This is a genomic window from Clavibacter sp. VKM Ac-2873, assembly GCF_015351075.1.
GTDB lineage: Bacteria > Actinomycetota > Actinomycetes > Actinomycetales > Microbacteriaceae > Clavibacter.
In genome coordinates this window covers 230618-252504 of sequence record NZ_JADKRS010000002.1, presented here as the reverse complement: position 1 = coordinate 252504, position 21887 = coordinate 230618, and the positions used below count along the sequence as shown (strand labels likewise).

24 protein-coding genes are annotated in these 21887 nt (G+C 73.4%); 14 read left to right on the top strand and 10 right to left on the bottom strand.

All coding sequences use genetic code 11. The features are described 5' to 3' along the window. Positions 1 to 124: 124 nt before the first annotated feature. The gene (locus tag ITJ44_RS08430) at positions 125 to 829 is read left to right on the top strand and encodes a GntR family transcriptional regulator (RefSeq protein WP_194634547.1); all 705 of its coding nucleotides are present in this window, start codon (positions 125 to 127) and stop codon (positions 827 to 829) included. Positions 830 to 852: 23 nt separating this feature from the next. Here the strand turns inward: ITJ44_RS08430 and ITJ44_RS08425 are convergent, their stop codons facing one another. The 4 genes from ITJ44_RS08425 to ITJ44_RS08410 all read right to left on the bottom strand — a co-directional run bounded on the left by ITJ44_RS08425 (position 853) and on the right by ITJ44_RS08410 (position 3906). After that, entirely contained in the window at positions 853 to 1884 is a 1032-nt protein-coding gene (locus tag ITJ44_RS08425; protein WP_194634546.1) for an ImmA/IrrE family metallo-endopeptidase, read from the bottom strand. A gap of 19 nt (positions 1885 to 1903) precedes the next feature. Further along, a complete protein-coding gene (locus ITJ44_RS08420) occupies positions 1904 to 2569 on the bottom strand; it encodes a hypothetical protein (protein ID WP_194634544.1) in 666 nt (221 codons plus the stop codon). A gap of 76 nt (positions 2570 to 2645) precedes the next feature. Continuing rightward, the gene (locus tag ITJ44_RS08415) at positions 2646 to 3344 is read right to left on the bottom strand and encodes an HAD family hydrolase (RefSeq protein ID WP_194634542.1); all 699 of its coding nucleotides are present in this window, start codon (positions 3342 to 3344) and stop codon (positions 2646 to 2648) included. A 49-nt stretch (positions 3345 to 3393) separates the two neighbouring features. After that, positions 3394 to 3906 (bottom strand): MarR family winged helix-turn-helix transcriptional regulator, encoded by a 513-nt coding sequence (locus tag ITJ44_RS08410; protein WP_194634540.1) that lies wholly within the window; start codon positions 3904 to 3906, stop codon positions 3394 to 3396. A gap of 133 nt (positions 3907 to 4039) precedes the next feature. Here ITJ44_RS08410 and mmuM point away from each other — a divergent pair, with 133 nt between their 5' ends. Beyond that, complete coding sequence (gene mmuM / locus ITJ44_RS08405; protein ID WP_194634538.1) at positions 4040 to 4945, top strand: homocysteine S-methyltransferase; 906 nt, start codon at positions 4040 to 4042, stop codon at positions 4943 to 4945. Positions 4946 to 5195: 250 nt separating this feature from the next. Further along, positions 5196 to 5717, top strand: a complete 522-nt coding sequence (locus tag ITJ44_RS08400; RefSeq protein WP_194634536.1) for a hypothetical protein — start codon at positions 5196 to 5198, stop codon at positions 5715 to 5717. A gap of 100 nt (positions 5718 to 5817) precedes the next feature. Here the strand turns inward: ITJ44_RS08400 and ITJ44_RS08395 are convergent, their stop codons facing one another. Beyond that, positions 5818 to 6681, bottom strand: a complete 864-nt coding sequence (locus ITJ44_RS08395; protein WP_194634534.1) for an SDR family oxidoreductase — start codon at positions 6679 to 6681, stop codon at positions 5818 to 5820. Positions 6682 to 6794: 113 nt separating this feature from the next. Here ITJ44_RS08395 and ITJ44_RS08390 point away from each other — a divergent pair, with 113 nt between their 5' ends. From ITJ44_RS08390 to ITJ44_RS08380, 3 genes are all read left to right on the top strand, one after another. Then, positions 6795 to 7175, top strand: coding sequence for a helix-turn-helix domain-containing protein (locus tag ITJ44_RS08390; protein ID WP_194635036.1), 381 nt, complete (start codon positions 6795 to 6797; stop codon positions 7173 to 7175). Between the two features lie 89 nt (positions 7176 to 7264). After that, positions 7265 to 8563, top strand: coding sequence for an MFS transporter (locus tag ITJ44_RS08385; RefSeq protein ID WP_194634532.1), 1299 nt, complete (start codon positions 7265 to 7267; stop codon positions 8561 to 8563). 109 nt (positions 8564 to 8672) lie between these two features. Further along, positions 8673 to 9539, top strand: coding sequence for an aldo/keto reductase family oxidoreductase (locus tag ITJ44_RS08380; protein WP_194634530.1), 867 nt, complete (start codon positions 8673 to 8675; stop codon positions 9537 to 9539). A 16-nt stretch (positions 9540 to 9555) separates the two neighbouring features. On the opposite strand, the gene ITJ44_RS08375 is transcribed toward ITJ44_RS08380, so the two are convergent. Next, on the bottom strand, positions 9556 to 10503 hold the full coding sequence (locus ITJ44_RS08375) for a LysR family transcriptional regulator (protein WP_194634528.1): 948 nt from the start codon (positions 10501 to 10503) through the stop codon (positions 9556 to 9558). Between the two features lie 89 nt (positions 10504 to 10592). On the opposite strand from ITJ44_RS08375, the gene ITJ44_RS08370 reads away from it, so the two are divergent. From ITJ44_RS08370 to ITJ44_RS08360, 3 genes are read left to right on the top strand one after another with little or no spacing between them, the layout of a single operon-like run. Further along, positions 10593 to 11570 (top strand): DMT family transporter, encoded by a 978-nt coding sequence (locus ITJ44_RS08370; RefSeq protein ID WP_194634526.1) that lies wholly within the window; start codon positions 10593 to 10595, stop codon positions 11568 to 11570. After that, the gene (locus tag ITJ44_RS08365) at positions 11567 to 11956 is read left to right on the top strand and encodes a YidH family protein (protein ID WP_194634524.1); all 390 of its coding nucleotides are present in this window, start codon (positions 11567 to 11569) and stop codon (positions 11954 to 11956) included. The genes ITJ44_RS08370 and ITJ44_RS08365 overlap by 4 nt, the downstream gene beginning before the upstream one ends. Then, positions 11953 to 12309, top strand: a complete 357-nt coding sequence (locus ITJ44_RS08360; RefSeq protein ID WP_194634522.1) for a DUF202 domain-containing protein — start codon at positions 11953 to 11955, stop codon at positions 12307 to 12309. The genes ITJ44_RS08365 and ITJ44_RS08360 overlap by 4 nt, the downstream gene beginning before the upstream one ends. A gap of 33 nt (positions 12310 to 12342) precedes the next feature. Here the strand turns inward: ITJ44_RS08360 and ITJ44_RS08355 are convergent, their stop codons facing one another. The 3 genes from ITJ44_RS08355 to ITJ44_RS08345 all read right to left on the bottom strand — a co-directional run bounded on the left by ITJ44_RS08355 (position 12343) and on the right by ITJ44_RS08345 (position 15383). Continuing rightward, a complete protein-coding gene (locus ITJ44_RS08355; protein WP_194634520.1) occupies positions 12343 to 13212 on the bottom strand; it encodes an NAD(P)H-binding protein in 870 nt (289 codons plus the stop codon). A 235-nt stretch (positions 13213 to 13447) separates the two neighbouring features. Further along, complete coding sequence (locus tag ITJ44_RS08350; RefSeq protein WP_194634518.1) at positions 13448 to 14338, bottom strand: carbohydrate kinase family protein; 891 nt, start codon at positions 14336 to 14338, stop codon at positions 13448 to 13450. Continuing rightward, entirely contained in the window at positions 14331 to 15383 is a 1053-nt protein-coding gene (locus tag ITJ44_RS08345; RefSeq protein ID WP_194634516.1) for a LacI family DNA-binding transcriptional regulator, read from the bottom strand. Before ITJ44_RS08345 ends, ITJ44_RS08350 begins: the two co-directional genes overlap by 8 nt. A gap of 113 nt (positions 15384 to 15496) precedes the next feature. Here ITJ44_RS08345 and ITJ44_RS08340 point away from each other — a divergent pair, with 113 nt between their 5' ends. From ITJ44_RS08340 to ITJ44_RS08325, 4 genes are read left to right on the top strand one after another with little or no spacing between them, the layout of a single operon-like run. Continuing rightward, positions 15497 to 16588, top strand: a complete 1092-nt coding sequence (locus ITJ44_RS08340) for a substrate-binding domain-containing protein (protein ID WP_194634514.1) — start codon at positions 15497 to 15499, stop codon at positions 16586 to 16588. Positions 16589 to 16590: 2 nt separating this feature from the next. Further along, positions 16591 to 17634, top strand: a complete 1044-nt coding sequence (locus tag ITJ44_RS08335) for an ABC transporter permease (RefSeq protein ID WP_194634512.1) — start codon at positions 16591 to 16593, stop codon at positions 17632 to 17634. Next, the gene (locus ITJ44_RS08330) at positions 17631 to 18428 is read left to right on the top strand and encodes an ATP-binding cassette domain-containing protein (protein WP_015491402.1); all 798 of its coding nucleotides are present in this window, start codon (positions 17631 to 17633) and stop codon (positions 18426 to 18428) included. The genes ITJ44_RS08335 and ITJ44_RS08330 overlap by 4 nt, the downstream gene beginning before the upstream one ends. Continuing rightward, on the top strand, positions 18425 to 18718 hold the full coding sequence (locus ITJ44_RS08325) for a putative quinol monooxygenase (RefSeq protein WP_194634510.1): 294 nt from the start codon (positions 18425 to 18427) through the stop codon (positions 18716 to 18718). The genes ITJ44_RS08330 and ITJ44_RS08325 overlap by 4 nt, the downstream gene beginning before the upstream one ends. A 100-nt stretch (positions 18719 to 18818) precedes the next feature. On the opposite strand, the gene ITJ44_RS08320 is transcribed toward ITJ44_RS08325, so the two are convergent. Then, positions 18819 to 19571 carry an SDR family NAD(P)-dependent oxidoreductase gene (locus ITJ44_RS08320; RefSeq protein WP_194634508.1) on the bottom strand — a complete coding sequence of 251 codons (753 nt, stop codon included), beginning with the start codon at positions 19569 to 19571 and terminating at the stop codon, positions 18819 to 18821. Between the two features lie 192 nt (positions 19572 to 19763). Here ITJ44_RS08320 and ITJ44_RS08315 point away from each other — a divergent pair, with 192 nt between their 5' ends. After that, entirely contained in the window at positions 19764 to 21839 is a 2076-nt protein-coding gene (locus tag ITJ44_RS08315; protein WP_194634506.1) for a PhoX family phosphatase, read from the top strand. Positions 21840 to 21887: the final 48 nt, after the last annotated feature.

Below are 21887 nucleotides of genomic sequence, written 5' to 3'. Positions count from 1 at the left end.
CCGGCGGGGGATCCGGCTGCGCCCTATAGGAACATCCGCGTCGCTCGCGAGCGTTTCTGCGGTGTTTCGGGGATGTGAAACACGTCTGGGTGATGGCCTGGTGGCGGATCCTATAATCGGGATCATGCCCACCCCCGCCCTGGTCCCCGCCCGTCTCGGCGCCGCGGAGCGCGTGCGGGTGCTGCTCGAGGAGGAGATCCTCGGCGGCGTCATCGCCCCCGGATCCCGCGTGAAGGCCGACGAGGTCGCCCAGCGCATGGGCACGAGCCACATCCCCGTGCGCGAGGCGCTGCGGGCGCTCGAGGCCGACGGCTGGGTCGTGCACCGCGCGCACGAGGGCATGTCGGTGCGGCCGCGCGAGCTGTCCGAGCTGGTGGACCTCTTCGAGGCACGCGCCCTCGTCGAGCCGCGCGCGGTGGAGCTCGCCGCGGGGCGCCGCACCGCCGACGACCTCCGCGAGCTCGACCGGGTGATCCGCCTGCAGGAGCGCACCCAGGACCCGGCCGACCTCGCGCGCCTCAACTACGACTTCCACGTGGCGCTCGCGTCCGCCGCGCACAACAGCACGCTGGCGCAGGTCGTCGAGTCGATGTCGAAGCGCGTGCGCTTCCACTACCTGCCCGCGGCGAGCGCCCGCCGGCCCGACTCGCTCGCCGACCACCGCGAGCTGCTGGCGCTGGTGGAGCGGCGCGAGGGCGAGCGGGCGGCGGATCTGGCGCGCCGGCACATCGAGGCGACGCGCGTCGACGCGTGCGCGGCGCTCGAGGAAATCCTGCGCCCGGAGGCCGACGCCGACTTGGTTCGCCTACCGGGACGACTCGCTCGATGACATTCCAGATGAACTCGGTGCCCTCAGGCGACGGTCGGAACCAAACCTCGGAGGAACTGATTGATGTCGCGGGACGTGACACCGATGCGCTCCGCCGCCTTCGACACCTGGACCTTGTTGTCCCCGAATAGGACCTTGCGGAGCAACAGGGAGGTCTCGGGGATCATCCCGTCGGGCTCGCCTGAGCGGTATCCCGCGTCGGACAGCGCAATGCACGTGGAGCGGTACTGCCAATCTCCGATCAGATCGAGATCGCGGAGACGATGAGTCATCGCCATCGCCGAGACCTTCCACGACGCTCGAGCACGGAGGATGCGGTTGACGCTCGCGCCGCGCATGTCCTGGGCCAGGATTCCTGATCTGGGCATCAGGAAGGCCGCTGCAAAGCGGTTGGCCTCCGCCTCGCGCTCCTTCGAATCCGCAGGGGTCATCTCCCGCTCATCGTGCAACACGAGATGTCCCAGCTCATGAGCGAGGTCGAACCGCTGGCGCTCGCCGGACTTGAAGGTGTTCACGACGGCCACGGGAACACCGTCGCGAACGAACGAGAACGCGTCGATCTCGACGAGATCATGCGAGAGCCCGACCACGCGCACGCCCTTCGCCTCGAGGAGATGCAGAATGTTCGAGATCGGCTTGTCCCCGAGAGCCCATCTGCGGCGAAGGAGCTCCGCAGCCTGCTCGGGTTCGTGCTTGTCGTACGTGGGCAGATCTGGGGCCGGCAAGGTCAGGGTCTCTTCGACGAATGAGAAGAAGTCGAGTGCGATAGTCGCTGAGGCCAGCACCGCGTCACGTTTCGCAGCACTCGTCCTGCTCAGCTTCCTGAAGCTGACCGCTTCCACACGGAGGACGTCGACCGGCTCTCGGGTGAGGAACGAGGCGGGAAGCATCAAGGCGCTCGCCAGCTTGCCCACCGTCTCGGGGGACGGCTCCTGCCCCTTGTCGTTCTCGTAGTTGGAGAGTGACCTTGGCGAAACGCCGCTCTCCATGGACAGCTGCGTGAGTGTCCATCCCAACCGCTGGCGGGCGAGCTTAAGGCGTGATGAATCGAACAAGACGGGATCGGGTCCGGTTTCAGGAGCGAGGCGTGACGGGTACATCGAATGCAGCCGCATCCCCGTCGCCGTCGTCGAGCGGGAAGACGGAGAAGTCCTCATCGTCCATCAACGAGGGCAGCGGGATCCGCTCCTCCCAGGCCACCACGGCACCGGAGGAGTCCAGCCCCGAGGGCTTGGCGACCGCGATGTTCAGCCCCTGATCGACTAGCTCATGGAGGACGAACCACAAGGGAGCGTCCGCCGCGTCACCCCTCGCTCCAGCTTCCGAACGGAACTCTGGAAGGTCCAACGCCGACTGGGGAGCAGGAGCGCCAACCGCACGCGCAGTCGCTGGCCCCTTCTTCCTCGTACGTGGCTGCACCCGCGGGTCGGCGCTCGCGACGTTGGTGGCCGAAGACACGGTGAGGGCCAGGCGACCGTCGGAATGGACGAGCCGCGGTTGCCCGTCGACCTCATGGGGGCTCCAGCCCAGGAGGACCAAACGTTGTGCCAAGTTCTCGAACGAATCTTGGTAGAGGTCACTGCCCTTTGCCGACTTGGTGGCCAACGCGGATCGATTTCGCGCGTGATCGAGGGCAGGCCGCAAGGCATCGTGGATGAGTGCGATGGAGAGGCCGAGTCGTGCGAGACGCGACTCCACGTTCGGATCGGGCGTGGGCTCCTTGATCAGCGCGTCAGCCATGAGATCTCCTTCGGTTGCGCATAACCCTACCGCAGTTGTGGTCGTGAATCACGCAATCCTCTTGGGGATACGCGACTCAGAGCCCGAGCAGCCGCTCCAGCGCCGGATCCTCGAGGGACTCCAGCACGAGATCCGCGCCCGCGCCGCGCAGCTCATCCGCGGAATAGTGGCCGCTCGCGACGCCGACCGCGGTCGCGCCCGCGTCGTGCGCCGAGGTGATGTCGTTCGGGGTGTCGCCGACGACGAGCACCTCGTCGCGCGCGGGCGCGGCACCGCGCAGGGTGCCGGCCGTCGCGATCGCCCGGCGCACGACGTCGACGCGGTCGGGCGAGTCGGATCCGTACGCGCCGAACACGAAGAACCGGCCGAGCCGCGCGGGTTCCATCTTCGTGCGGGCCGCGCCCTCCATCGCGCCGGAGACGACGCCGAGGATCACGCCCGCGTCGGCGAGCCGGTCGAGCAGCGCCTCGGCGCCGTCGAGCACGCGGTAGCCATCGGAGACGCGGATGTCGTCGGCGAGATGGCGGAGGTAGGAGGCGTAGAGGCGGGCGAGCTCGGCGGGCTGCGGATCCCGGCCCATCACGCCGCGGAAGGTCGCGGCGCCGACCTGCGGATCCGTCTCCCCCGCCGACGAGTGCTCGCCGATGTCGGCCTCCACGTCGTGCAGGTCGCGGAACGCCATCGCCCAGCTGCGGGCGCCGGACCCGCCCGTGTGGATGAGGGTCTCGTCGATGTCGAAGAGGACGGCGGGCGGGGTGCGATCGGTGTCGGCCATCCCTCCATCGTGCTCCGGGCGGCGCGACGCGCCCAACCGCGGGACCGGATCAGGACGAGCGGCGCGCGCGGACCCGCTCGGTGGTGCGCGCGATGACGCGCAGGCTGTCGATGAGCGTCGCGATCTGCGCGCGGCTGAGGTCGGCGAGCACCTCGTCCTCGTCGGCGACGAGGCGGCGCATGGCCCGGTCGACGCGCTCGATGCCGAACGGCGTGAGCACCACGAGCCGGCTGCGGCCGCCGGCCGGATCCTCCTCGCGCGTGATGAAGGAGCGCGCGGTAAGCCGGTTGACCCGGTGCACGAGGCTGCCCGTGTCGGTGCCGAGGCGCTCGGCGAGCCCGGCGCGCGTGAGGCCCGCGTCGCCCTGCTGGCGGAGGACGGAGAGGAACTCGAACTCGCTCGTGGTGAGGCCCTCGGCGGCGAACGCGCCCTCGCGGATCCGCTGCATCTGCGGCAGCAGGCGCCGCAGCCTCGACACCACGTCGAGCGGCGCGAAGTCGACGTCGGGCATGGCCGCGCCCCACGCGTCGATCACCAGGTCGACGTCGTCGTCATCCTTCATCGGGACTCCCACCGTCGCGTCCACGGTACCGGGACCGGCGGGCTCGGCGAGCCGCCGCGGGCGCGACGGACGGCGGATGTCGCGGGGCGTCGCGGACCGCGGATCCGGCCGCCCGCTCCGGCAGGATGTGCGCATGACCCGGCCGCTCCCCCTCCCCGACCGCCCGCTGGTGCTCGACGGCGGCCTCGGCACGCTGCTGGAGGCGCGCGGGCACGACCTCTCGGATCCGCTGTGGAGCGCGCGCGTGCTGGCCGACGAGCCCGACGCGGTGCGGGCGGCGCACGCCGAGTTCTTCCGCGCGGGCGCGGACGTCGCGATCACGGCGTCGTACCAGGTGGGGTTCGCGGCCTTCGCGGCGCGGGGGCTGGGAACGGCGGAGACGGAGGCGCTGCTGCGGGCGAGCGTGCGGCTCGCGGCCGAGGCGAGGGACGAGGTCGCGCGGGCGGACGCCCCCGGCGCGGGCCGCGACCGGTGGATCGCCGCGTCCGTCGGCCCGTACGGCGCGACGCTCGGCGACGGCTCCGAGTACGCGGGATCCACCGGCCTGACGCGCGGCGAGCTCCGCCGCTGGCACGCCCCGCGCTTCGCCGTGCTCGCCGACGCCGGCGCCGACCTCCTCGCCTGCGAGACCATCCCGAGCCTCGACGAGGGCCGCGCGCTGGTGGATCTCGCGCGCGGCTCGGGCGCGTCCGCCTGGCTCGCGTTCACGGTCGCGGGCGGGCGGCTGCGCTCGGGCGAGCCGATGGCCGAGGGGTTCCGGCTCGCGGATGAGGCCGACGAGGTCGTGGCCGTGGGGATCAACTGCGCGCACCCCGAGGAGGTGCCGGCCGCGATCGCCGCCGCCCGGAACGCCACCGACCGGCCGGTCGTCGTCTACCCGAACTCCGGCGAGCGCTGGGACGCGGTCGCGCGCGCCTGGGGCGGTGACCCGGCGCTGCCGGCCGTCGACGCGTGGATCCGGGCGGGCGCGAGCCTCGTGGGCGGGTGCTGCCGGGTCGGCCCTGACGAGATCCGGCGCATGCGGGACGCGCTGGGCTGACCGCCGGCACGATCGTGGGCGCACCCTGGCGCGTCGATCCGGATCGCGCAACCGGCAGCGCCCCAATCGTCGTGCGCCGACCCGGCGTCGACGCGCGGCACCGCGCGGATCGACTCCATCGGCGTCCGCGCGTCCTCCCAGCGGATGCGGAGGCTTCCCACCGGGCACCCAGGGACCCGGAGCGGGATGGGTCCAGCACATCGAACCGATGACCGGGCCCCGCTGGAGCCCCTACAGGAGGACGATCCGCATGACCATCACCCGCAGCACCGCTCGCCGCCTCGGATCCGTCGGGGCCACCGCCGCACTCATCGCCGTGGGCCTCGCCGTCCCGACCGCCGCGAACGCCGCCCCGACCGAATGCGAGCCGGGTACCGTCTCGACCACGCTCACCAAGGACTCGTCGAACCGCGTGGTCGCCGGGTCGCAGACCTCCACCGCCACCACCGGCGGCCCGCTCTCCGCGACCGTGTCCGCCGACGTGACGCGCGGGTCCACGGTGTCGGCCGGCGCATCGATCGGGCCTCTGATGGGCGCCATCACGTTGCAGGTCAGCGCGACCGCGACCGAGTCCGCCTCATGGTCCGCCGGCTCCACGCTCGGACCGGTCGACGTGCCCGCCGGAGGGACGCTCACCGCCACGTACGGATTCGAGGACATCTCGTGGTCGGGCACGACGACGACGTGCATGAACGACGGCCAGCTCGGCACCCCGCAGACCGTGTCCGGCACCGTCCAGGGCGCGACCTGGGTCGACTACGCGGTGGGCTGATCCGGCTCCCCACGACAGCGCGACACGACGACGGCCCGCCCCCGCGAGGGGACGGGCCGTCGTGGCGTGCGGATCCGCGTCGGGTGCGGATCCGGGCGGGTCAGGCGCCCGCGACCGCCTGGCGGAGGCCGTCGGCGAGCGACGTGGTGGGACGCCCGAGCAGGCGCGCGAGGTCGCCCGTCTCGTCGTCGAGCTGGCCGGCGGCGGTGGCGGCGTCGAGGCCCACGACGAAGCCGACGGTGCCCTCGTCGAGGCCGGCGCCGCCGAGGATCCGCGCGTGCTCCTCGCTCGAGACCTGCGACACGGGGACGGGCTGGCCGAGGATGCCGGAGATCGCCTGGGCGAGGTCGTCCTGGGTCCAGCGCTCGTCGCCCGCGAGCTCGAGGGTCTGCCCGGCGAGCGAGTCGTCGAGGGCCGCGACCGCGGTGGCCTCGGCGAAGTCGGCGATGGTGGCGCTGGCGACGCGGCCGTCGCCCGCGCTGGTGAGGAGCGCGCCCGTCTGCTTCACGGTGTCGACCGTGCCCGCGTAGTTCTCGGTGTACCAGCCGTTGCGGAGCAGCGTGACGGGCACGCCCGAGGCGGCGAGCACCTCCTCCGTGGCCTTGTGCTCGCCCGCGATGAAGAGCTCGGTGGTGGAGGCCCGGAGGACGCTCGTGTAGAGGATCCGGCCGACGCCCGCGGCCTTCGCGGCCTCGATGACGGTGGTGTGCTGCGGCACGCGCTGGCCGACCTCGCTGCCGGAGACGAGCACGAGGGTGTCGCCGGGCTGGATGGCGGCGGCGACGCTCTCGGCGTCCGTGTACTCGAGGCGCGCGGTGCGGACGCCCTGCGCGGCGAGGTCGGCGAGGGCCTCGGGGCGGCGCGCGGTGGCGAGCACGTCGGAGGCGGCGGCGCCGCGGGCGAGGAGGGACGCGACGATGCGCGATCCGAGGCGGCCGGTGGCGGCGGTGACGACGATGGTCATGGGGGTGCCTTTCGAGTCGAGAGGAGCGGTACGCCGGGGTCAACGACTCCGTCGCCGAGTACCTTCCCACAGAGGGGTACCCACCTTCTGGTAAGTTGTGGGATGTGACGCAGATGAGCTTCCGGGTGAGCCGCGACCGACCCGGCGTGACCGAGGGCCGCTACCCCGCGAACTGCCCGTCGCGCACGCTGCTCGACCACATCACGAGCAAGTGGGGCGTGCTCGTGCTCCTCGCGCTCGGCGAGCGGTCGCGCCGCTGGGGCGAGCTGCGACGCGAGGTCGAGGGCATCAGCGAGAAGATGCTCGCCTCCACGCTGCGCACGCTCGCCGACGACGGGCTCGTGATCCGCGAGGCGCAGCCCACGATCCCGCCGCGGGTCGACTACCGGCTCACCGAGCTCGGCCACGAGGTGAGCGCCCGGCTCGTGCCGCTGATGGACCTCGTGATGGACATCACCGAGGACACGTCGCCGCTGGCGTCGCGCCGACCCTAGGCTGGATCCGGCAGCCGGGGAATCGGCGCCGCCCGCCCGCGCCACGGCGCCACCGCCGCCCGCGCCACCCGGCCAGAGAGAGACCGACGATGCCCTCCCCGTCCGCGCCGACGCTGTCGCGCACGTCCGCCCCGACCCGCGAGGTGCGCCGCGCGCGCGTCGCGGTCGGCATCCTCTTCTTCACGAACGGCGCGATCTTCGCGAACCTGCTGCCGCGCTACCCGTCCATCAAGGCGGAGCTCGGGCTGACCAACGTCGAGTTCGGCGCCGCGGTCGCCGCCTCCCCGCTCGGCGCGCTCATCGCCGGGCTCGCCGCGGGCGTGCTCATCCGCCGGTACCGGTCGGCGCGCGTGGCGGTCGCCGCGACCGTGGTGGCCTCCATCGGGATCCTGCTGGCCGGCCTCGCGCCCGGCTGGCTCGTGCTCGCGATGGCGCTGTTCCTCGCGGGCGCCATGGACTCGATCACCGACGTCGCGCAGAACTCGCACGCGCTCCGGGTGCAGCGGCTGTACGGGCGGTCGATCATCAACTCGTTCCACGCGGTCTGGTCGATCGGCGCGGTCGCCGGCGGGCTGATGGGCGCGGCCGCCGCGCAGATCGGGCTGCCGCTCATCGTGCACCTCTCCATCTCGGCCGTGCTGTTCAGCGCGCTGGCCCTGCTGTCGCTGCTGTGGCTCCTGACGGGTCCGGAGCCGGAGCCCGGCGAGGGAGGCGCCGCCCACGCGCACGCGCCGGATCCCGAGGGCGGCGTCGCGCGCGGCGCCTCCCCGCGCGCGCTCGGCCTCGTCGCGAAGTACGGCGTACTGCTCGCGCTCGTGATCATCGCGTCCGGCGGCGCCATCGTCGAGGACGCGGGCAGCACCTGGTCGGCCATCTACCTCTCGCGCGACCTCGGCGCGTCGGCCTTCGTCGCCGGCCTCGGCTTCATCTCCCTGCAGGGCATGCAGTTCATCGGCCGGATGCTCGGCGACCGCATGGTCGACCGCTTCGGCCAGCGCGCCGTCGCCCGCCTCGGCGGCGTCCTCGTGCTCGTCGGCATGGGCGGGGCGCTCGCGTTCCCGGGCGTGGTCGGCACCATCATCGGCTTCGGCGTCGCGGGCTTCGGCGTCGCGACCCTCATCCCGGCCGCGATGCAGGCCGCCGACGAGCTCCCCGGGTTCAAGCCCGGCACTGGCCTCACGATCGTCGGCTGGCTGCTTCGGCTCGGCTTCCTCGTCTCGCCGCCCGTGGTCGGCGCCATCGCGGACGCGTCGTCGCTGCGGTTCGGCCTGATCTTCATCCCGGCGGCCGGTCTCCTCGTGCTCGTGTTCTCGCGCGTGCTGGCGACCAGGCGCGCGCACCCGCCGGCGCAGGCGGCGCCGGGGGCGGGATCGGCCGCCGGCTCCTAGGGCGAGCGCGGGCGGATCCGCTCACGGGCTCCTGCGAGTGCCGTCGCGCACGCCGTCGCCGCGGGAGAGTGGGCGCACGCCGCCCGCCGCGCCACCCGAGAGGATCGCCATGTCCACCGACCTGCCCGGAGGGCTGTTCCCGCTCGCCCACGACCTCACCGTCACGCGCTTCGGCTACGGCGCCATGCAGCTCGCGGGGCCGCGCGTGTTCGGGCCGCCCGCGGATCCGGAGGCCGCCCGCGCCGTGCTGCGCGAGGCCGTCGCGCTCGGGATCACGCACATCGACACGGCCGACTTCTACGGCCCCGGCCACACGAACGCGCTCATCGAGGAGGCGCTCTTCCCGTATCCGGAGCGCCTGCACATCGTGACCAAGGTCGGATCCCTGCGCGACGAGAAGGGCCGCTGGCCGCAGGCGCTCTCCGCGGCCGAGCTCCGCCAGGCCGTCTACGACAACCTCACGCACCTGACGCTCGACGTGCTCGACGTCGTGAACCTCCGCGTCGGCGCGTTCGACAGCCCGACAGACGGATCCCTCGAGGAGCCGTTCACGGCCCTGGCCGAGCTGCAGCGGGAGGGGCTGATCCGGCACCTCGGCGTGAGCAACGTGACGCCCGCGCAGGTCGCCGAGGCCCGCGGGATCGCGCCGATCGTGAGCGTGCAGAACCACTACAACCTCGCGCGCCGCGACGACGACGCGCTGATCGACGAGCTGGCCGCCGACGGCATCGCGTACGTGCCGTACTTCCCGCTCGGCGGGTTCTCGCCGCTGCAGTCGGAGACGCTGGCGCGCGTGGCCGCCGACCTCGGATCCGCGCCGCTGCCCGTCGCGCTCGCCTGGCTCCTGCAGCGGTCGCCGAACGTGCTGGTCATCGCGGGCACGTCGTCGGTGGAGCACCTGCGCGAGAACGTGGCGGGGGCGCGGATCCGGTTGCCCGAGGATGCGCTCGCGGAGCTGGAGGGGATCGGGGGCTGACGAGCGGCGGGCCGCGTCAGCTCGCGGCGGCCCGCTCGGCGGCGTCGGCCGCGGCATCCGCCACCCGCCGCAGCGCCGCCAGCACCACGCGGACGGGCGCCTGCGCGAGCGCGTCCGGCCGGGCGAGCACGTCGACGTGCCGCACGAGCCGCGCGCCGACGACCGGCCGCAGCACCATCCCGTCGACCGCGAGCGGGGCACCGGTCGTGCGGGGCATCACCGCGATCGCGTCGCCGGCCCGCACGATCTGCGCCGCCACCGAGAACTCGTTGACGCGGTGGACGATGCGCGGCGCCTGCCCGATGAGCGCGCCGAGGTGGTCGAGCACGCCCGCGAGCGGGAACCCGGCGTGGGTGGAGATCCAGCGCTCGTCGCGGAGCTGGTCCGGCGTGATGCCCGCGGACGACGCGAGCGGGTGCCCGGCGTGCAGCGCGACGTCGAGCGGCTCCACCAGGAGCGGCACGACCACGAGCCGGGCGGTCGGCCACGGCGCATCGTGCGGGAGGCGGTGCGCGACGACGAGGTCGTGATCCGCGGTGAGGCCGGCGAAGTCGCCCTGCGCCACGTCGGCGTCGGCGAGCGCGACGCTCGTGCCGGATCCCCCCGAGCCGGCCTCCGACCCCGCCAGCTCCGCGAGCAGCGGCCCGAAGAACGCGAGCCCGGCGCTGTGGAACGCGGACACGCGGACGGCGCGGGCATCGTGCGCGAGGAACGACCCGACGGCGTCCCGGGCGGCGGCGAGCGCCTCGTCCACGCGGACCGACGCCGCGGCGAGCGCCTCCCCGGCCTCGGTGAGCACGAGCCGCCGTCCGCGCCGGGTGGTCAGCGGCACCGCGACGCCGGCCTGCAGCGCGGCGAGCTGCTGCGAGACGGCGGATGCGCTCACGTGCATCGCGACCGCGACGGCCGCGACGCTGCCCCGGTCGCCGAGCTCCCGCAGGAGGCGGAGGCGGGCGGGATCCATGAGCCCTGTCTAACGCATCAGCGCGCGCTAACGCATCGATGAAGACGATGCCCGTCGATCTTCCGGGTCGTCTGCCGGACAGTGGGGGCATGGCACCCCGCACCCGCCCCGAGCCCGTCGTCGACCTGCTGCTCCTGGCCGTCGCGGCGGTGTGGGGCGCGAGCTTCCTCGCGGCCAAGGACCTCGCGGCGGAGACGGGCGTGCCGGCGGCCGTCGCGCTGCGCTTCCTCGTCGCCGCCGTCGCGACCGGGATGGTCTGCCTGGCCCGGCGCGAGCGGCTGCCGCGGGGCCGCGGCCTCCTCATCGCGGCGGCGCTCGGCTGCTCGCAGGCCGCGGTCATCGGGCTGGAGACGTGGGGCGTGCACCTGACGAGCGCGACCAACGCGGGCCTCCTCATCAGCCTGGCGCTCGTGATGACGCCCGTGCTCGAGGGCGTCGCGTCGCGGTCGTGGCTCCCGCGGTCGTACTTCGTGGCGGCCGTCGCGGCCGTGGTCGGCGTCGCGCTGCTCGTCTCCGAGGGCGGCCTCCGCGCGCCGACGCCGGGCGACGGGCTGGTGATCGCCGCGGCGGTCGTGCGGGCCGTGCACGTCACCGCGAGCGGGCACCTCACGCGCGGGCGCAGCGAGGGATCCCTCGGCGTGGTCCTCGTGCAGATGGCCGTGTGCGCGGCCCTCTTCTCCGCGATGGCGGGTGGCGACCTGCCCGCGGCGGCCACGGCGCTCGACGCCCGGGGCTGGGCGGGCGTCCTCTTCCTCGGGGTGCTGTGCTCGCTGTTCGCGTTCGCGGTGCAGCTCTGGGCCGTGCGGCGCACGTCGGCGTCGCGCGCGAGCATCCTCATGGGCACCGAACCGGTGTGGGCGCTGCTGGTGGGCGTGGTGGTCGCGGGCGAGGCGATCGGGCCGATCGGCGCGGGCGGCGCGGCGCTCATCGTCGCCGCGTCGTACGCGGGCCAGGCGATCGAGCGGCGGCACCGGGCGCGGATCGGCGCGGCCGTCGTCGCGGATCGGCAGAATGGCGGCATGCCCTCGCGCGCCCCGGCCCCTCGCTCCGCGACCCCCGCCGCATGACCGACCCCGACCGCCGCTTCCCGCCGAGCGACCGCCGCTTCCCGCGGAGCGTCTACCGCGAGGGCGCCGAGCCCGACGTGCGCTTCACGCTCGCGAACGAACGCACGTTCCTCGCGTGGATCCGCACCTCGCTCGCCCTCATCGCGGGCGGCGTCGCGCTCGAGGCACTGGGGCTCGGGCTGCAGCCGGGGTTCCGGCTGGCGGCCTCGATCGTGCTGATCGTCACCGGCATCGCCGCGCCGGCCCAGGCGTGGATCGGCTGGATGCGCACCGAGCGCGCCCTGCGGATGGACCGCCCGCTGCCGTCGGCGGCGCTGTCGCTGCCGCTCGGGATCGCCGTGGTCGCGGCGGGGCTGCTCGTGCTGCTGGGCGTGCTGACGGCGTGAGCGCCCCGGATCCGACCGGCCGCCCCTCCGACCCCGGCCTCCAGCCCGAGCGCACGGCCCTCGCGTGGCGGCGCACGGCGCTGGCGCTCGTCGTCGGATCCCTCCTCGGGCTGCGCGTGCTCCCGGCGCTCCTCGGCGCGGCCGGCCTGGTCGTCGCCGCGGCCGGGGTGGTGCTCGCGCTCGGGGTGCTCGTGGCCGCGCACCTCCGCTACCGGCAGGTGCACCGGATCCTCACGTCGGCATCCGCGGGCCCCGGCACCACCGCGCTCCCCGGCGGCGCGCTCCCCGCGCTCGTGGCGGCGCTCACCGCGTGCGCGGGCGTGGCCGCGCTGGCCCTCGCGCTCGCCCGCTGAGCCGGCGGCGGCGGCGGATCGGGCGCCACCGCCCTACAGCGCGGGCACCAGCACCTCGCGCACGAAGTCCTCATAGGAGCGCGGCGCGTGCCCGAGGATCGCGGTGAGACGCGCGATGACCTCGGGACCGGCGACGAGGCCGTCCCGCTGGAAGCCGGAGTACATGCGCTCGTAGTCGTACACGAGCCAGGACGGCATGGTGGCCGAGGACGCGTCGCGCCAGGCCACCAGGTCGTCTCCCCCGTACGTCACCGTCGTGCCCAGGGCCTCGGACAGGGCCGCGGCCGTCGCCTCCCCGGTCCACGCGGCCGGGCCGGCCACGTCGATCGGTCCGGCGAGCTCCGTCGCGGGGGTCAGCGCGCTCACCGCGACCTCCGCGATGTCGCGGACGTCAACCCGGGAGACGCCCGTCACGCCGAGGGGCTGCGGGTACACGCCGGCGCGGATCGCGTCGAGGTACCAGGCGTCGTTCTGGAAGAAGTTGTTGACCCGCAGGAAGCAGGCCTCGACGCCGCTGTGCTCGAGGAGGGACTCCACCGCGAGCTTCGCGGAGTTGTGCGGCACCTGCGGCGCCCGCTCGAGGTCCTGGACCGACAGGTAGACGATCCGGCGCACCCCCGCAGCCACGGCGTGGTTCACGGCCACGGTCGTCTCGTACAGCTCGGTGCGCGTCCCGGTCAGGGCCAGGAAGACCTGCTCGACGCCGTCGAACGCCGGCTCCGCGTCGTAGGGGTCGCCGAGATCGCCGACCACCCCTTCGACGCCGTCGGGGAGGTCGGCGAGCCGCGTCGCGTCGCGGCTGAGGACCCGCAGTCCGGTCATGCCGCGGCGGAGGGCCTCGGCGATGACGGCCGAGCCGACCGTGCCGGTGCCGCCGATGATCAGGGTTCGTGCTTCGCTCACGATGGATCTCCTCGTCTGTCTCGTCGTGCCCGGCAGGGCCCATCCGCCGTCCGCGATGGAGGCTCGTCGGGGGAGGATCCGTCACGGACGACGGCGTCGGCCTGCTCAGGCACGGCCGCCGAGGGCAGGGCCGTGCGGCGGCTGGTTCGATTCGTACGCATAGAAGGCTACGCCGCACGCGGGAGCCGGATCGGACAGCGCCGCGCGGCGGTACCCTCCGCCCTGCGCCCCCCCCTCAGGCGGTCGGCAGGCGCAGCAGCGCGCCGTGCTCGCGGCAGGTGGCCGCGGCGATCGCCATGCAGGTGCGCAGCATCGCCTCGCCCTCCGCGGGCGTGGCGGGCGCACCCCGCCGCGCGATGGCGTCGGCCGCGGCGGCGAGGCACGCGTCCCCGGCGCCCATGGTGTCGACGATGGGACGCGGATCCGGCGCGATGCCCGCCGCCACGACCTCGCCGCCCTCGAGCTGCACGGACGCGCCGCGCGCGCCCTCGGTGGCGAGCACGAGGCGGCTCCCCGCGTCGTGCAGCTGCGCGCGGGCGTCGGCGAGCGCGCCCAGACCGAGCAGCTCCGTGTCGTCGTCGCCGATCTTCACGAGCAGCGACCCGGCGGCCGCGCGCGCGAAGCCGGCGCGGAACCGGGCGGCGTCGTGGAGCATGCCGGCGCGGGGGTTCGGGTCGACGAGGAGGCGCTCGCGCGGATCCCGCACGGCGGCCAGCAGCTCGTCGGCCTGCGCGTGGTCGTCGTAGGGGAAGCAGCTGACGACCACGAGCGACGCCGCGTCGAGCGCCGCCCGCTCCGCCTGGCCGATGCGCACGCGCCGGTTCCACGCGGCCTCGTTGAAGGAGTACCGCGGCTCGCCGTCCTCCCTCTCGCTGACCGCGACGGAGGTGCCCGACGGGCCCGCGGTGGCGAGGAGCTCGACCCCGTGCCCGTCGAGATCGGCCCGGATGCGGTCGCCGTGGGCGTCGTCGCCGACCATCGCGACGAGCTGCACGCGGTGCCCGAGGATGGCGAGCCCGACGGCGACGTTGAGGGCCGCGCCGCCGACGAACGCGGTCTCCTCGCCGTCCTCGCGGATGAGGTCGATCAGGGCGTCGCCGACGACGACGATGGGCTGGTCATGCATGGTGGGGGACCTCTCCTGAGCCTCGGACGATGAGCGTGGTGGGGACGACGACGGTCTGCGCGGGGCCGACGTCGCCGTCGAGCCGGGCGAAGACGCGCGCGGCGGCGGCGTGGCCGATGCCCGACGGGTCCTGCGCGATCACCGTGACCGCCGGATCCAGCAGCTCGGCCATCGGCAGGTCGTCGAACCCGACGAGCGCGATGCGGCGGTGGGCGCCGTGCCGCCGGAGCGCCGTGATGACGCCGATGGTGATGAGGTTCTGCCCGCTGACGATCGCCGTCGGCGGCTCGGGCAGGGCGAGCAGGCGCTCGGCGAGCGCCTCGGCCACGCGCTCGTCGTACGCGCCGTCGAGCACGAGCCCGGGCGGCACGGGCAGCCCGCGGCGCTGCATCTCCTCGACGAAGCCGCGCTCGCGCTCCCGGGCCGTGAAGATCTCCGGCCGGTCGCCGAGGAAGGCGATGCGGCGGTGGCCCTGGTCGGCGAGGTGCGCCACGGCGCGGGAGACGCCGGCCGCGTTGTCGACGATGATCGCGTCCGCCTCCAGCCCCGCGGGCACGCGGTCGACGAACACGAGCGGCGTGCCGCGCGACGCCGCGACGCCGAGGTAGGCCTGGCTGGGCGCGATGGTGGTGAGGATGAGGCCGTCGACCCGGCGGGCGAGGAAGGCGTCGACGGAGGAGCGCTCCCGCTCGGGGTCGTCGTCGAGGCTCGAGGCGAACACGGCGACGCGGCGCTCCTTCGCCACCTCCTCGACCGCCCGGTGCACGGCGCCGGAGAACGGGTTGGCCACGCTGCCGACGAGGAGGCCGAGCGTGTTGGTGCGCCGGTCGGCGCGGCGCAGGTTCCCGGCGTGCAGATCCGGCTGGTACTGCAGCTGCTCGACCGCCGCCCGCACCCGCGCGGTGAGCTCCGCGGAGACGTTCGCCTCGCCGTTGACGACCCGCGACACGGTCTTGAGGCCCACGCCTGCCAGCCGGGCCACGTGCTTCATCGTGGGGCGGCGCGCGCCCGACGACGATCCGGGCGGGGATGACAACGGTGTCACGAATGAGTCTCGCTCTCTGCGCAATGGGTTGACCATAGCGGGTCGCACCCGATAGACCTCTCCTTGACAACGTTGTCGGGAGTGCGCTCCCACCCGAAGGACAGGATCCATCAATGACGAACCGATCCCCGCGTCTCGTGCGCACCATCGCCCTCGGCTCGGCGGCCCTCATCGCCGCGGGCGGGCTCGCCGGCTGCTCCAGCTCGAGCGGCGGCTCCGGATCCGGCGGCTCCGGCGACGTCGGCGTCTCCCTCATCGTGAAGACGACCACGAACCCCTTCTTCGTCGCGATGGAGGACGGCGCGAAGGACGCCGCGGCGAAGGACGGCATCGACCTCACGCTCGCCGCCGGCAAGGCGGACGGCGACGAGGACAGCCAGATCCAGGCCATCGAGAACGCCATCTCGAAGGGCGACAAGGGCATCCTCATCACGATCAACGGCCCGTCGGTCCTCGACGCGATCCAGAAGGCCCGCGACGCCGGCCTCTTCGTCATCGCGCTCGACACGGCGCCCGACCCGGCCGACTCGGTCGACATCACCTTCGCCACCGACAACTTCGCCGCGGGCGAGTCCATCGGCAAGTGGGCGGCCGCGCAGCTCGGCGGCAAGAAGGCCACCATCGCCCTCCTCGACCTGTACGACGACAAGGCCATCTCGGTCGACTACAACCGCGACCAGGGCTTCCTCACGGGCATGGGCATCGACGTGGCCGACAAGGCGAAGAACGGCGACGAGGCGAAGACCGGCGACTACAGCGGCGGCTCCTACGAGATCGTCGGCAACGAGGCCACGCAGGGCGCCGAGGACGGCGGCCGCACGGCGATGGAGACGCTGCTGTCGAAGGACCCCGACATCAACGTCGTCTACACGATCAACGAGCCGGCCGCGTTCGGCGCGTACCAGGCGCTCCAGGCGGCCGGCAAGGAGAAGGACGTCGTCCTCGTCTCGGTCGACGGCGGCTGCGCGGGCGTGAAGAACGTCAAGGAGGGCGTCATCGGCGCCACCGCCCAGCAGTACCCGGTGAAGATGGCGCAGCTCGGCGTCGAGGCCATCGCGCAGCTCGCGAAGGACGGCACGAAGCCCGCCACCAGCGCCGGGCTCGACTTCTTCGACACCGGATCCGCGCTCGTCACCGACACCCCCGTCGACGGCCTCGACAGCATCACGGCCGACGACGCCGCGACGAAGTGCTGGGGCGAGTGACCGTGAGCCGGACCACCGACCCGAACCCGCCCACCTCGGCGCTCGACCTCGCCAACGAGTTCCTCGACCGCCGCTCCCCCGTCGACCGCATCCGCGGGGTGCTCCACCGCTACCCCGCCGTCAGCCCCGCCGTCGTGCTGGTGCTCGCGATCGTCGTGTTCGGCCTGCTCAACGACCGCTTCCTCGATCCCGCCAACCTGTCGCTCGTCACGCAGCAGGTCGCCGTGGTCGGCACGCTCGCGGTGGCGCAGACGCTGATCATCCTCACCGCGGGCATCGACCTGTCGGTGGGCGCGGTCATGGTGCTCACGTCGATGGTGATCGCGCAGACGGCCAGCCAGAACGGACTGCCGGCACCCGCCGCCCTGGTCGCCGGGCTCGTCGTGGGCCTCGCGGCCGGCGCGTTCAACGGCCTGCTCGTGACGCGGCTGCGGCTCCCCCCGTTCATCGTCACGCTCGGGACGCTGAACATCTTCGTGGCGCTCACGCTCCTCTACTCCAACGGCGCGACCATCCGCGGCGTGGACATGCCGGCCGCGCTCTCCTGGACGGGGCGCACGTTCGACCTGGCCGGGGTGAAGATCAGCTTCGGCGTGGTCCTCATGCTCGTGCTCTACGTCGTGGTCGCCTTCATCCTCGGGAAGACCGCGTGGGGCCGGCACGTCTACGCGGTCGGCGACGACAAGGAGGCCGCCCGCCTCGCCGGCATCAGCGTCAACCGGGTGCTCATGAGCGTGTACCTCGCGGCCGGGGCGATCCTCGCCGTCGGCGCGTGGATCGCGATCGGCCGCAGCAACGCCGCCAGCCCCAACGCCGGGGCCGACCTCAACCTCGACTCCATCACCGCGGTGGTCATCGGCGGCACGAGCCTCTTCGGCGGTCGCGGCACGGTGTGGGGCACGCTCCTCGGCGCGCTCATCGTCGGCGTCTTCCGCAACGGGCTCTCGCTCGCCGGGCTGGACGTGCTGTACCAGACCCTCGCCGTGGGCGTCCTGATCATCGTGGCGGTCTCCGTCGACCAGTGGATCCGAAAGGTGCGCAAGTGACCCTCACCGACCCCGCGGGGAGCGCCCCCGCCCCGACCCGCACGCCCGTCCTCGAGGCGAAGCGGCTCGTGAAGACCTTCGGCCGGGTCGTCGGACTCGACGGCGTGAGCCTCGAGCTCTTCCCCGGCGAGGTGCTCGCGATCATCGGCGACAACGGCGCCGGCAAGTCGACGCTCATCAAGTGCCTCACGGGAGCGGAGACGCCCGACGAGGGCGAGCTGTTCCTCGACGGCAAGCCGGTGTCGTTCAAGCGTCCGCAGGACGCCCGGGCCGCGGGGATCGAGACGGTGTACCAGAACCTCGCCGTCTCGCCCGCGCTCGACGTGGCGTCGAACCTCTACCTCGGGCGGGAGAAGCGGAAGAAGGGGATCCTCGGATCCGTGTTCCGCATGCTCGACACGGCCGGCATGCGCCGCGACGCCAAGGCGGAGCTGACCGAGCTCGGGATCTCGACGCTGCAGGACGTGACCGTGCCCGTCGAGAACCTGTCCGGCGGGCAGCGGCAGGCGGTCGCCGTGGCGCGCGCCGCGGCGTTCGGGTCGAAGGTCGTGGTGCTCGACGAGCCGACCGCGGCGCTCGGCGTGCGCGAGTCGAACCAGGTGCTGGAGCTCGTGCGGAACCTGCGCGACCGGGGCATCCCGGTGATCCTCATCAGCCACAACATGCCGCAGGTGTTCGAGGTCGCCGACCGGATCCACATCCAGCGCCTGGGCAAGAAGGCCGCGACCATCACGCCGCAGTCGCACTCGATGACCGACGCGGTCGCGATCATGACGGGCGCGGCCACGGCATGACGGCCACCGTCCTGTACGCGGAGTTCACGGCGCTGCCGGGCCAGGAGGAGCAGGTCGCGCGGATGATCGCCGGGCTCGCGGAGCTCGTGCGGGCCGAGCCCGGCAACGTCGTGTTCGAGCCGTACCGGCGGGTGGAGGATCCGGCGCGCTTCGTGGTGCACGAGGTGTACCGCGACGAGGCCGCGTTCCAGGCGCACATCGGGGCGCCGTACGGGGCGGAGTTCAACGCGGCGCTCGGCCCGCTCATCGTGGAGGACGGATCCCAGCTCACGTTCCTCGCGCCCGTCTGACGGGCGCGGCACCGGCCCCGCGGCCGCCCGGCGTCTCGACGCGCCGGGCGGCCGCGGTCGTGCGCGGTCGTGCGCCGTGGGTGCGCGCGCGGCCAGCGGGTCAGCGCGCCGAGTAGCCGCCGTCCACCAGGTGGTAGCTGCCCGAGATGAAGGACGCGTCGTCGCTGAGGAGGAACAGCACGAGCGCCGCGACCTCTTTATCCGTGCCGAGCCGGCCGGTCGCGTGCTGGCTCTCGAGGTACGCGAGCGCCTCGGCCGAGAGGGACGAGCGCACGAGCGGGGTGTCGATGAAGCCGGGGCCGACCGCGTTGGTGCGCACGCCGCGGGCCGTGTACTCGAGCGCGGCGACCTTGGTGAGGCCGACGAGGGCGTGCTTGCTCGCGACGTAGGCGGCGTTCTGCGCGAAGCCGACGGATCCGAGCACCGAGCTCATGTTGACGACCGCGCCGCCGCCCGCCGCCACCATCGCGGGGAGCTGGTAGCGGAGGCCGTAGAAGACGCCGTCGAGGTCGATGGCGCGCGTGCGGTCCCAGGCGGAGATCTCGTAGTCGCCGATGTCGGCTGCCGGGGCACTGACGCCGGCGTTGTTCACGGCGAGGTGCAGCGCGCCGTAGGCGTCGACGGCGTGCGCGACCGCGGCCTCCGAGTCCTCCGCCTTCGCCGTGTCCTGGCGGAACGCGGTGGCGGTGCCGCCCGCCTGCTCGATCTCGGCGACGACGCGCTCCGCCGCCTCCAGCTGGATGTCGGTGACGACGACCGACGCGCCCTCCGCGGCGAGCGCGCGGGAGATCGCGGCGCCGATGCCACTGCCTCCGCCTGTCACGAGAGCGGTCTTCGTGTCGAACCTGGCCATGGGGATCCTCCTCGGGTCGAGGCGGCGCGGATCCGCGCCGCCCCTCGACGGTACGCCCGCGAGTTCCGTCCATCCGGGGTTCACCCGGCGTCCACCCTGGCTTCGGGGGCGCGTCCGGGGGCGCCAATACCTTTCGAGCGTGATGCGTCCGCCGCCCCGGGTGGAGACGCCCGAGATCGATGGAGACCCCACATGACCCTCACCCGTGAGACCCACCACCGGCTGCTGCCGATCCTGTCCCGCGACCCCCACGCCCGCGGCAAGCGCAGCACGGTCACCTGCCACCTCAAGTGCGACGACGCGTGCACCAAGCCCGTGCCGAACGTCACCGACAACTCCTACTTCCGCGACATCGCGGGCCGCGCCCTCTCGCGCCGCACGCTGCTCGGCGGCGCGGGCGCCGGTGCCCTCGCGATCCTCGTGGCGCAGAACGCGGCCGCCCCCGGCGCCGAGGCCGCCGCCGCGCAGGCCGCGTCGAACCTGCCCTTCACGGCGATCACGCCCGTCGACGCCGCCGTCGACCGGTTCACGGTCCCGACCGGGTACCGCTGGCAGCCGATCATCCGCTGGGGCGACCCGCTCTTCAGCTACGCCGACGACTTCGACGCGGACAACCAGACGGCCAAGCTCGCGTCGCGCCAGTTCGGCTACAACAACGACTACCTCGACATCATCCCGATCAACTCGCGGAACAAGGAGGCGCTCCTCGTCGCCAACCACGAGTACACGAACGAGAACATCATGTTCCCGCCCGCGGCCGACGACGCCGAGCTCGCCGAGCAGCGCCGCATCGGGAAGGCGTCCCACGGCATGTCCGTCGTCGCGCTCCGCCGGAAGACGGTCGGCCAGCCGTGGACCTACACGATCGGCCACCACCGCAACCGCCGCATCACCGCGGACACGCCCTTCACCGTCACGGGCCCCGCCGCAGGATCGGCGTCGCTGCGCACCAAGGACGACCCGAAGGGCACGCGGATCCTCGGCACCCTCGGCAACTGCTCCGGCGGCACCACCCCGTGGGGCACCGTGCTCTCCGGCGAGGAGAACTTCAACGGCTACTTCCGCACCGCGGGCACCTCCGCCGCCGACAAGCGCTACGGCCTCGCCGACAAGTCGACGACCCGCGGCTGGGAGGCCATCGACCCCCGCTTCGACGCCCGCACCGCCGGCTACGAGAACGAGCCGAACCGCTTCGGCTGGATCGTCGAGGTCGACCCGTTCGAGCCCGGCGAGGCGCCCGTGAAGCACACCGCGCTCGGCCGGTTCAAGCACGAGGGCGCGAACGTCATCCTCGGGACGAGCGGCCACGTCGCCGCGTACATGGGCGACGACGAGCGCTTCGACTACCTCTACAAGTTCGTGTCGCACGACCAGATGGTCACGGGCACCACCCGCCAGGACCGCAAGCGGAACAAGCAGCTGCTCACCCGCGGCGCGCTCTACGTGGCGCGCTTCACGGGCGACTCGCCCGTCGCGGAGATCACCGGCACCGGCCAGCTCCCGTCCGACGGCTCGTTCGACGGCATCGGCGAGTGGATCCCGCTGGTGGTCGACGGCGTCTGCCAGATCCCCGGCTTCACGACCGAGGAGGCGCTCGTGCACACGCGCCTCGTCGCGGATGCCGCGGGCGCCACGAAGATGGACCGCTGCGAGGACGTCCAGCCCAGCCCCGTCACCGGCAAGATCTACGTCGCGTGCACCAACAACACCGACCGCGGCAAGGCCGGCAAGGAGGGCGCCACGGAGATGAACCCGCGGACGACCAACCGCGACGGCCACATCGTGGAGATCACCGAGGACGGCGGCGACGCCCGCTCCACCACCTTCACGTGGAACCTGCTGCTCGTCGCGGGCGACCCGGCGAAGAACGAGTCGACCTACTTCGCGGGCTTCCCGAAGGACAAGGTCTCGCCCATCAGCTGCCCGGACAACGTCGCGTTCGACTCCGAGGGCGCCCTCTGGATCTCCACCGACGGCGCCCCGAGCACCATCGGCCTCAACGACGGCCTGTTCAAGGTGCCGGTGGAGGGCGAAGAGCGCGGCCACGTGCAGCAGTTCCTCTCCGTGCCCACCGAGGCCGAGACCTGCGGCCCGGTCGTGCACGACACCGAGGGCATGGTGTTCGTCGCGGTGCAGCATCCGGGCGAGGACGGCTCGTTCGCCGAGCAGCACTCGTTCTTCCCCGACTACGTGCCCGCCGGCGCCACCCCGCCGAAGGGCGCCTGGCGCGGACCGCGCCCGTCGGTGATCCAGGTGTGGCGCGGCTGATCCGCGGAGAGCTGCTCGGCGGGGTGACCCGCTGAGCTAATCGGGGGG

Bases quoted from the DNA above. Each gene is read 5' to 3' on its own strand.
- ITJ44_RS08430 (WP_194634547.1), top strand. From the start codon at position 125: ATGCCCACCCCCGCCCTGGTCCCCGCCCGTCTCGGCGCCGCGGAGCGC.
- ITJ44_RS08420 (WP_194634544.1), bottom strand. From the start codon at position 2,569: ATGGCTGACGCGCTGATCAAGGAGCCCACGCCCGATCCGAACGTGGAG.
- ITJ44_RS08415 (WP_194634542.1), bottom strand. From the start codon at position 3,344: ATGGCCGACACCGATCGCACCCCGCCCGCCGTCCTCTTCGACATCGAC.
- ITJ44_RS08410 (WP_194634540.1), bottom strand. From the start codon at position 3,906: ATGAAGGATGACGACGACGTCGACCTGGTGATCGACGCGTGGGGCGCG.
- mmuM (WP_194634538.1), top strand. From the start codon at position 4,040: ATGACCCGGCCGCTCCCCCTCCCCGACCGCCCGCTGGTGCTCGACGGC.
- ITJ44_RS08400 (WP_194634536.1), top strand. From the start codon at position 5,196: ATGACCATCACCCGCAGCACCGCTCGCCGCCTCGGATCCGTCGGGGCC.
- ITJ44_RS08395 (WP_194634534.1), bottom strand. From the start codon at position 6,681: ATGACCATCGTCGTCACCGCCGCCACCGGCCGCCTCGGATCGCGCATC.
- ITJ44_RS08390 (WP_194635036.1), top strand. From the start codon at position 6,795: ATGAGCTTCCGGGTGAGCCGCGACCGACCCGGCGTGACCGAGGGCCGC.
- ITJ44_RS08385 (WP_194634532.1), top strand. From the start codon at position 7,265: ATGCCCTCCCCGTCCGCGCCGACGCTGTCGCGCACGTCCGCCCCGACC.
- ITJ44_RS08380 (WP_194634530.1), top strand. From the start codon at position 8,673: ATGTCCACCGACCTGCCCGGAGGGCTGTTCCCGCTCGCCCACGACCTC.
- ITJ44_RS08375 (WP_194634528.1), bottom strand. From the start codon at position 10,503: ATGGATCCCGCCCGCCTCCGCCTCCTGCGGGAGCTCGGCGACCGGGGC.
- ITJ44_RS08370 (WP_194634526.1), top strand. From the start codon at position 10,593: ATGGCACCCCGCACCCGCCCCGAGCCCGTCGTCGACCTGCTGCTCCTG.
- ITJ44_RS08365 (WP_194634524.1), top strand. From the start codon at position 11,567: ATGACCGACCCCGACCGCCGCTTCCCGCCGAGCGACCGCCGCTTCCCG.
- ITJ44_RS08350 (WP_194634518.1), bottom strand. From the start codon at position 14,338: ATGCATGACCAGCCCATCGTCGTCGTCGGCGACGCCCTGATCGACCTC.
- ITJ44_RS08340 (WP_194634514.1), top strand. From the start codon at position 15,497: ATGACGAACCGATCCCCGCGTCTCGTGCGCACCATCGCCCTCGGCTCG.
- ITJ44_RS08325 (WP_194634510.1), top strand. From the start codon at position 18,425: ATGACGGCCACCGTCCTGTACGCGGAGTTCACGGCGCTGCCGGGCCAG.
- ITJ44_RS08320 (WP_194634508.1), bottom strand. From the start codon at position 19,571: ATGGCCAGGTTCGACACGAAGACCGCTCTCGTGACAGGCGGAGGCAGT.
- ITJ44_RS08315 (WP_194634506.1), top strand. From the start codon at position 19,764: ATGACCCTCACCCGTGAGACCCACCACCGGCTGCTGCCGATCCTGTCC.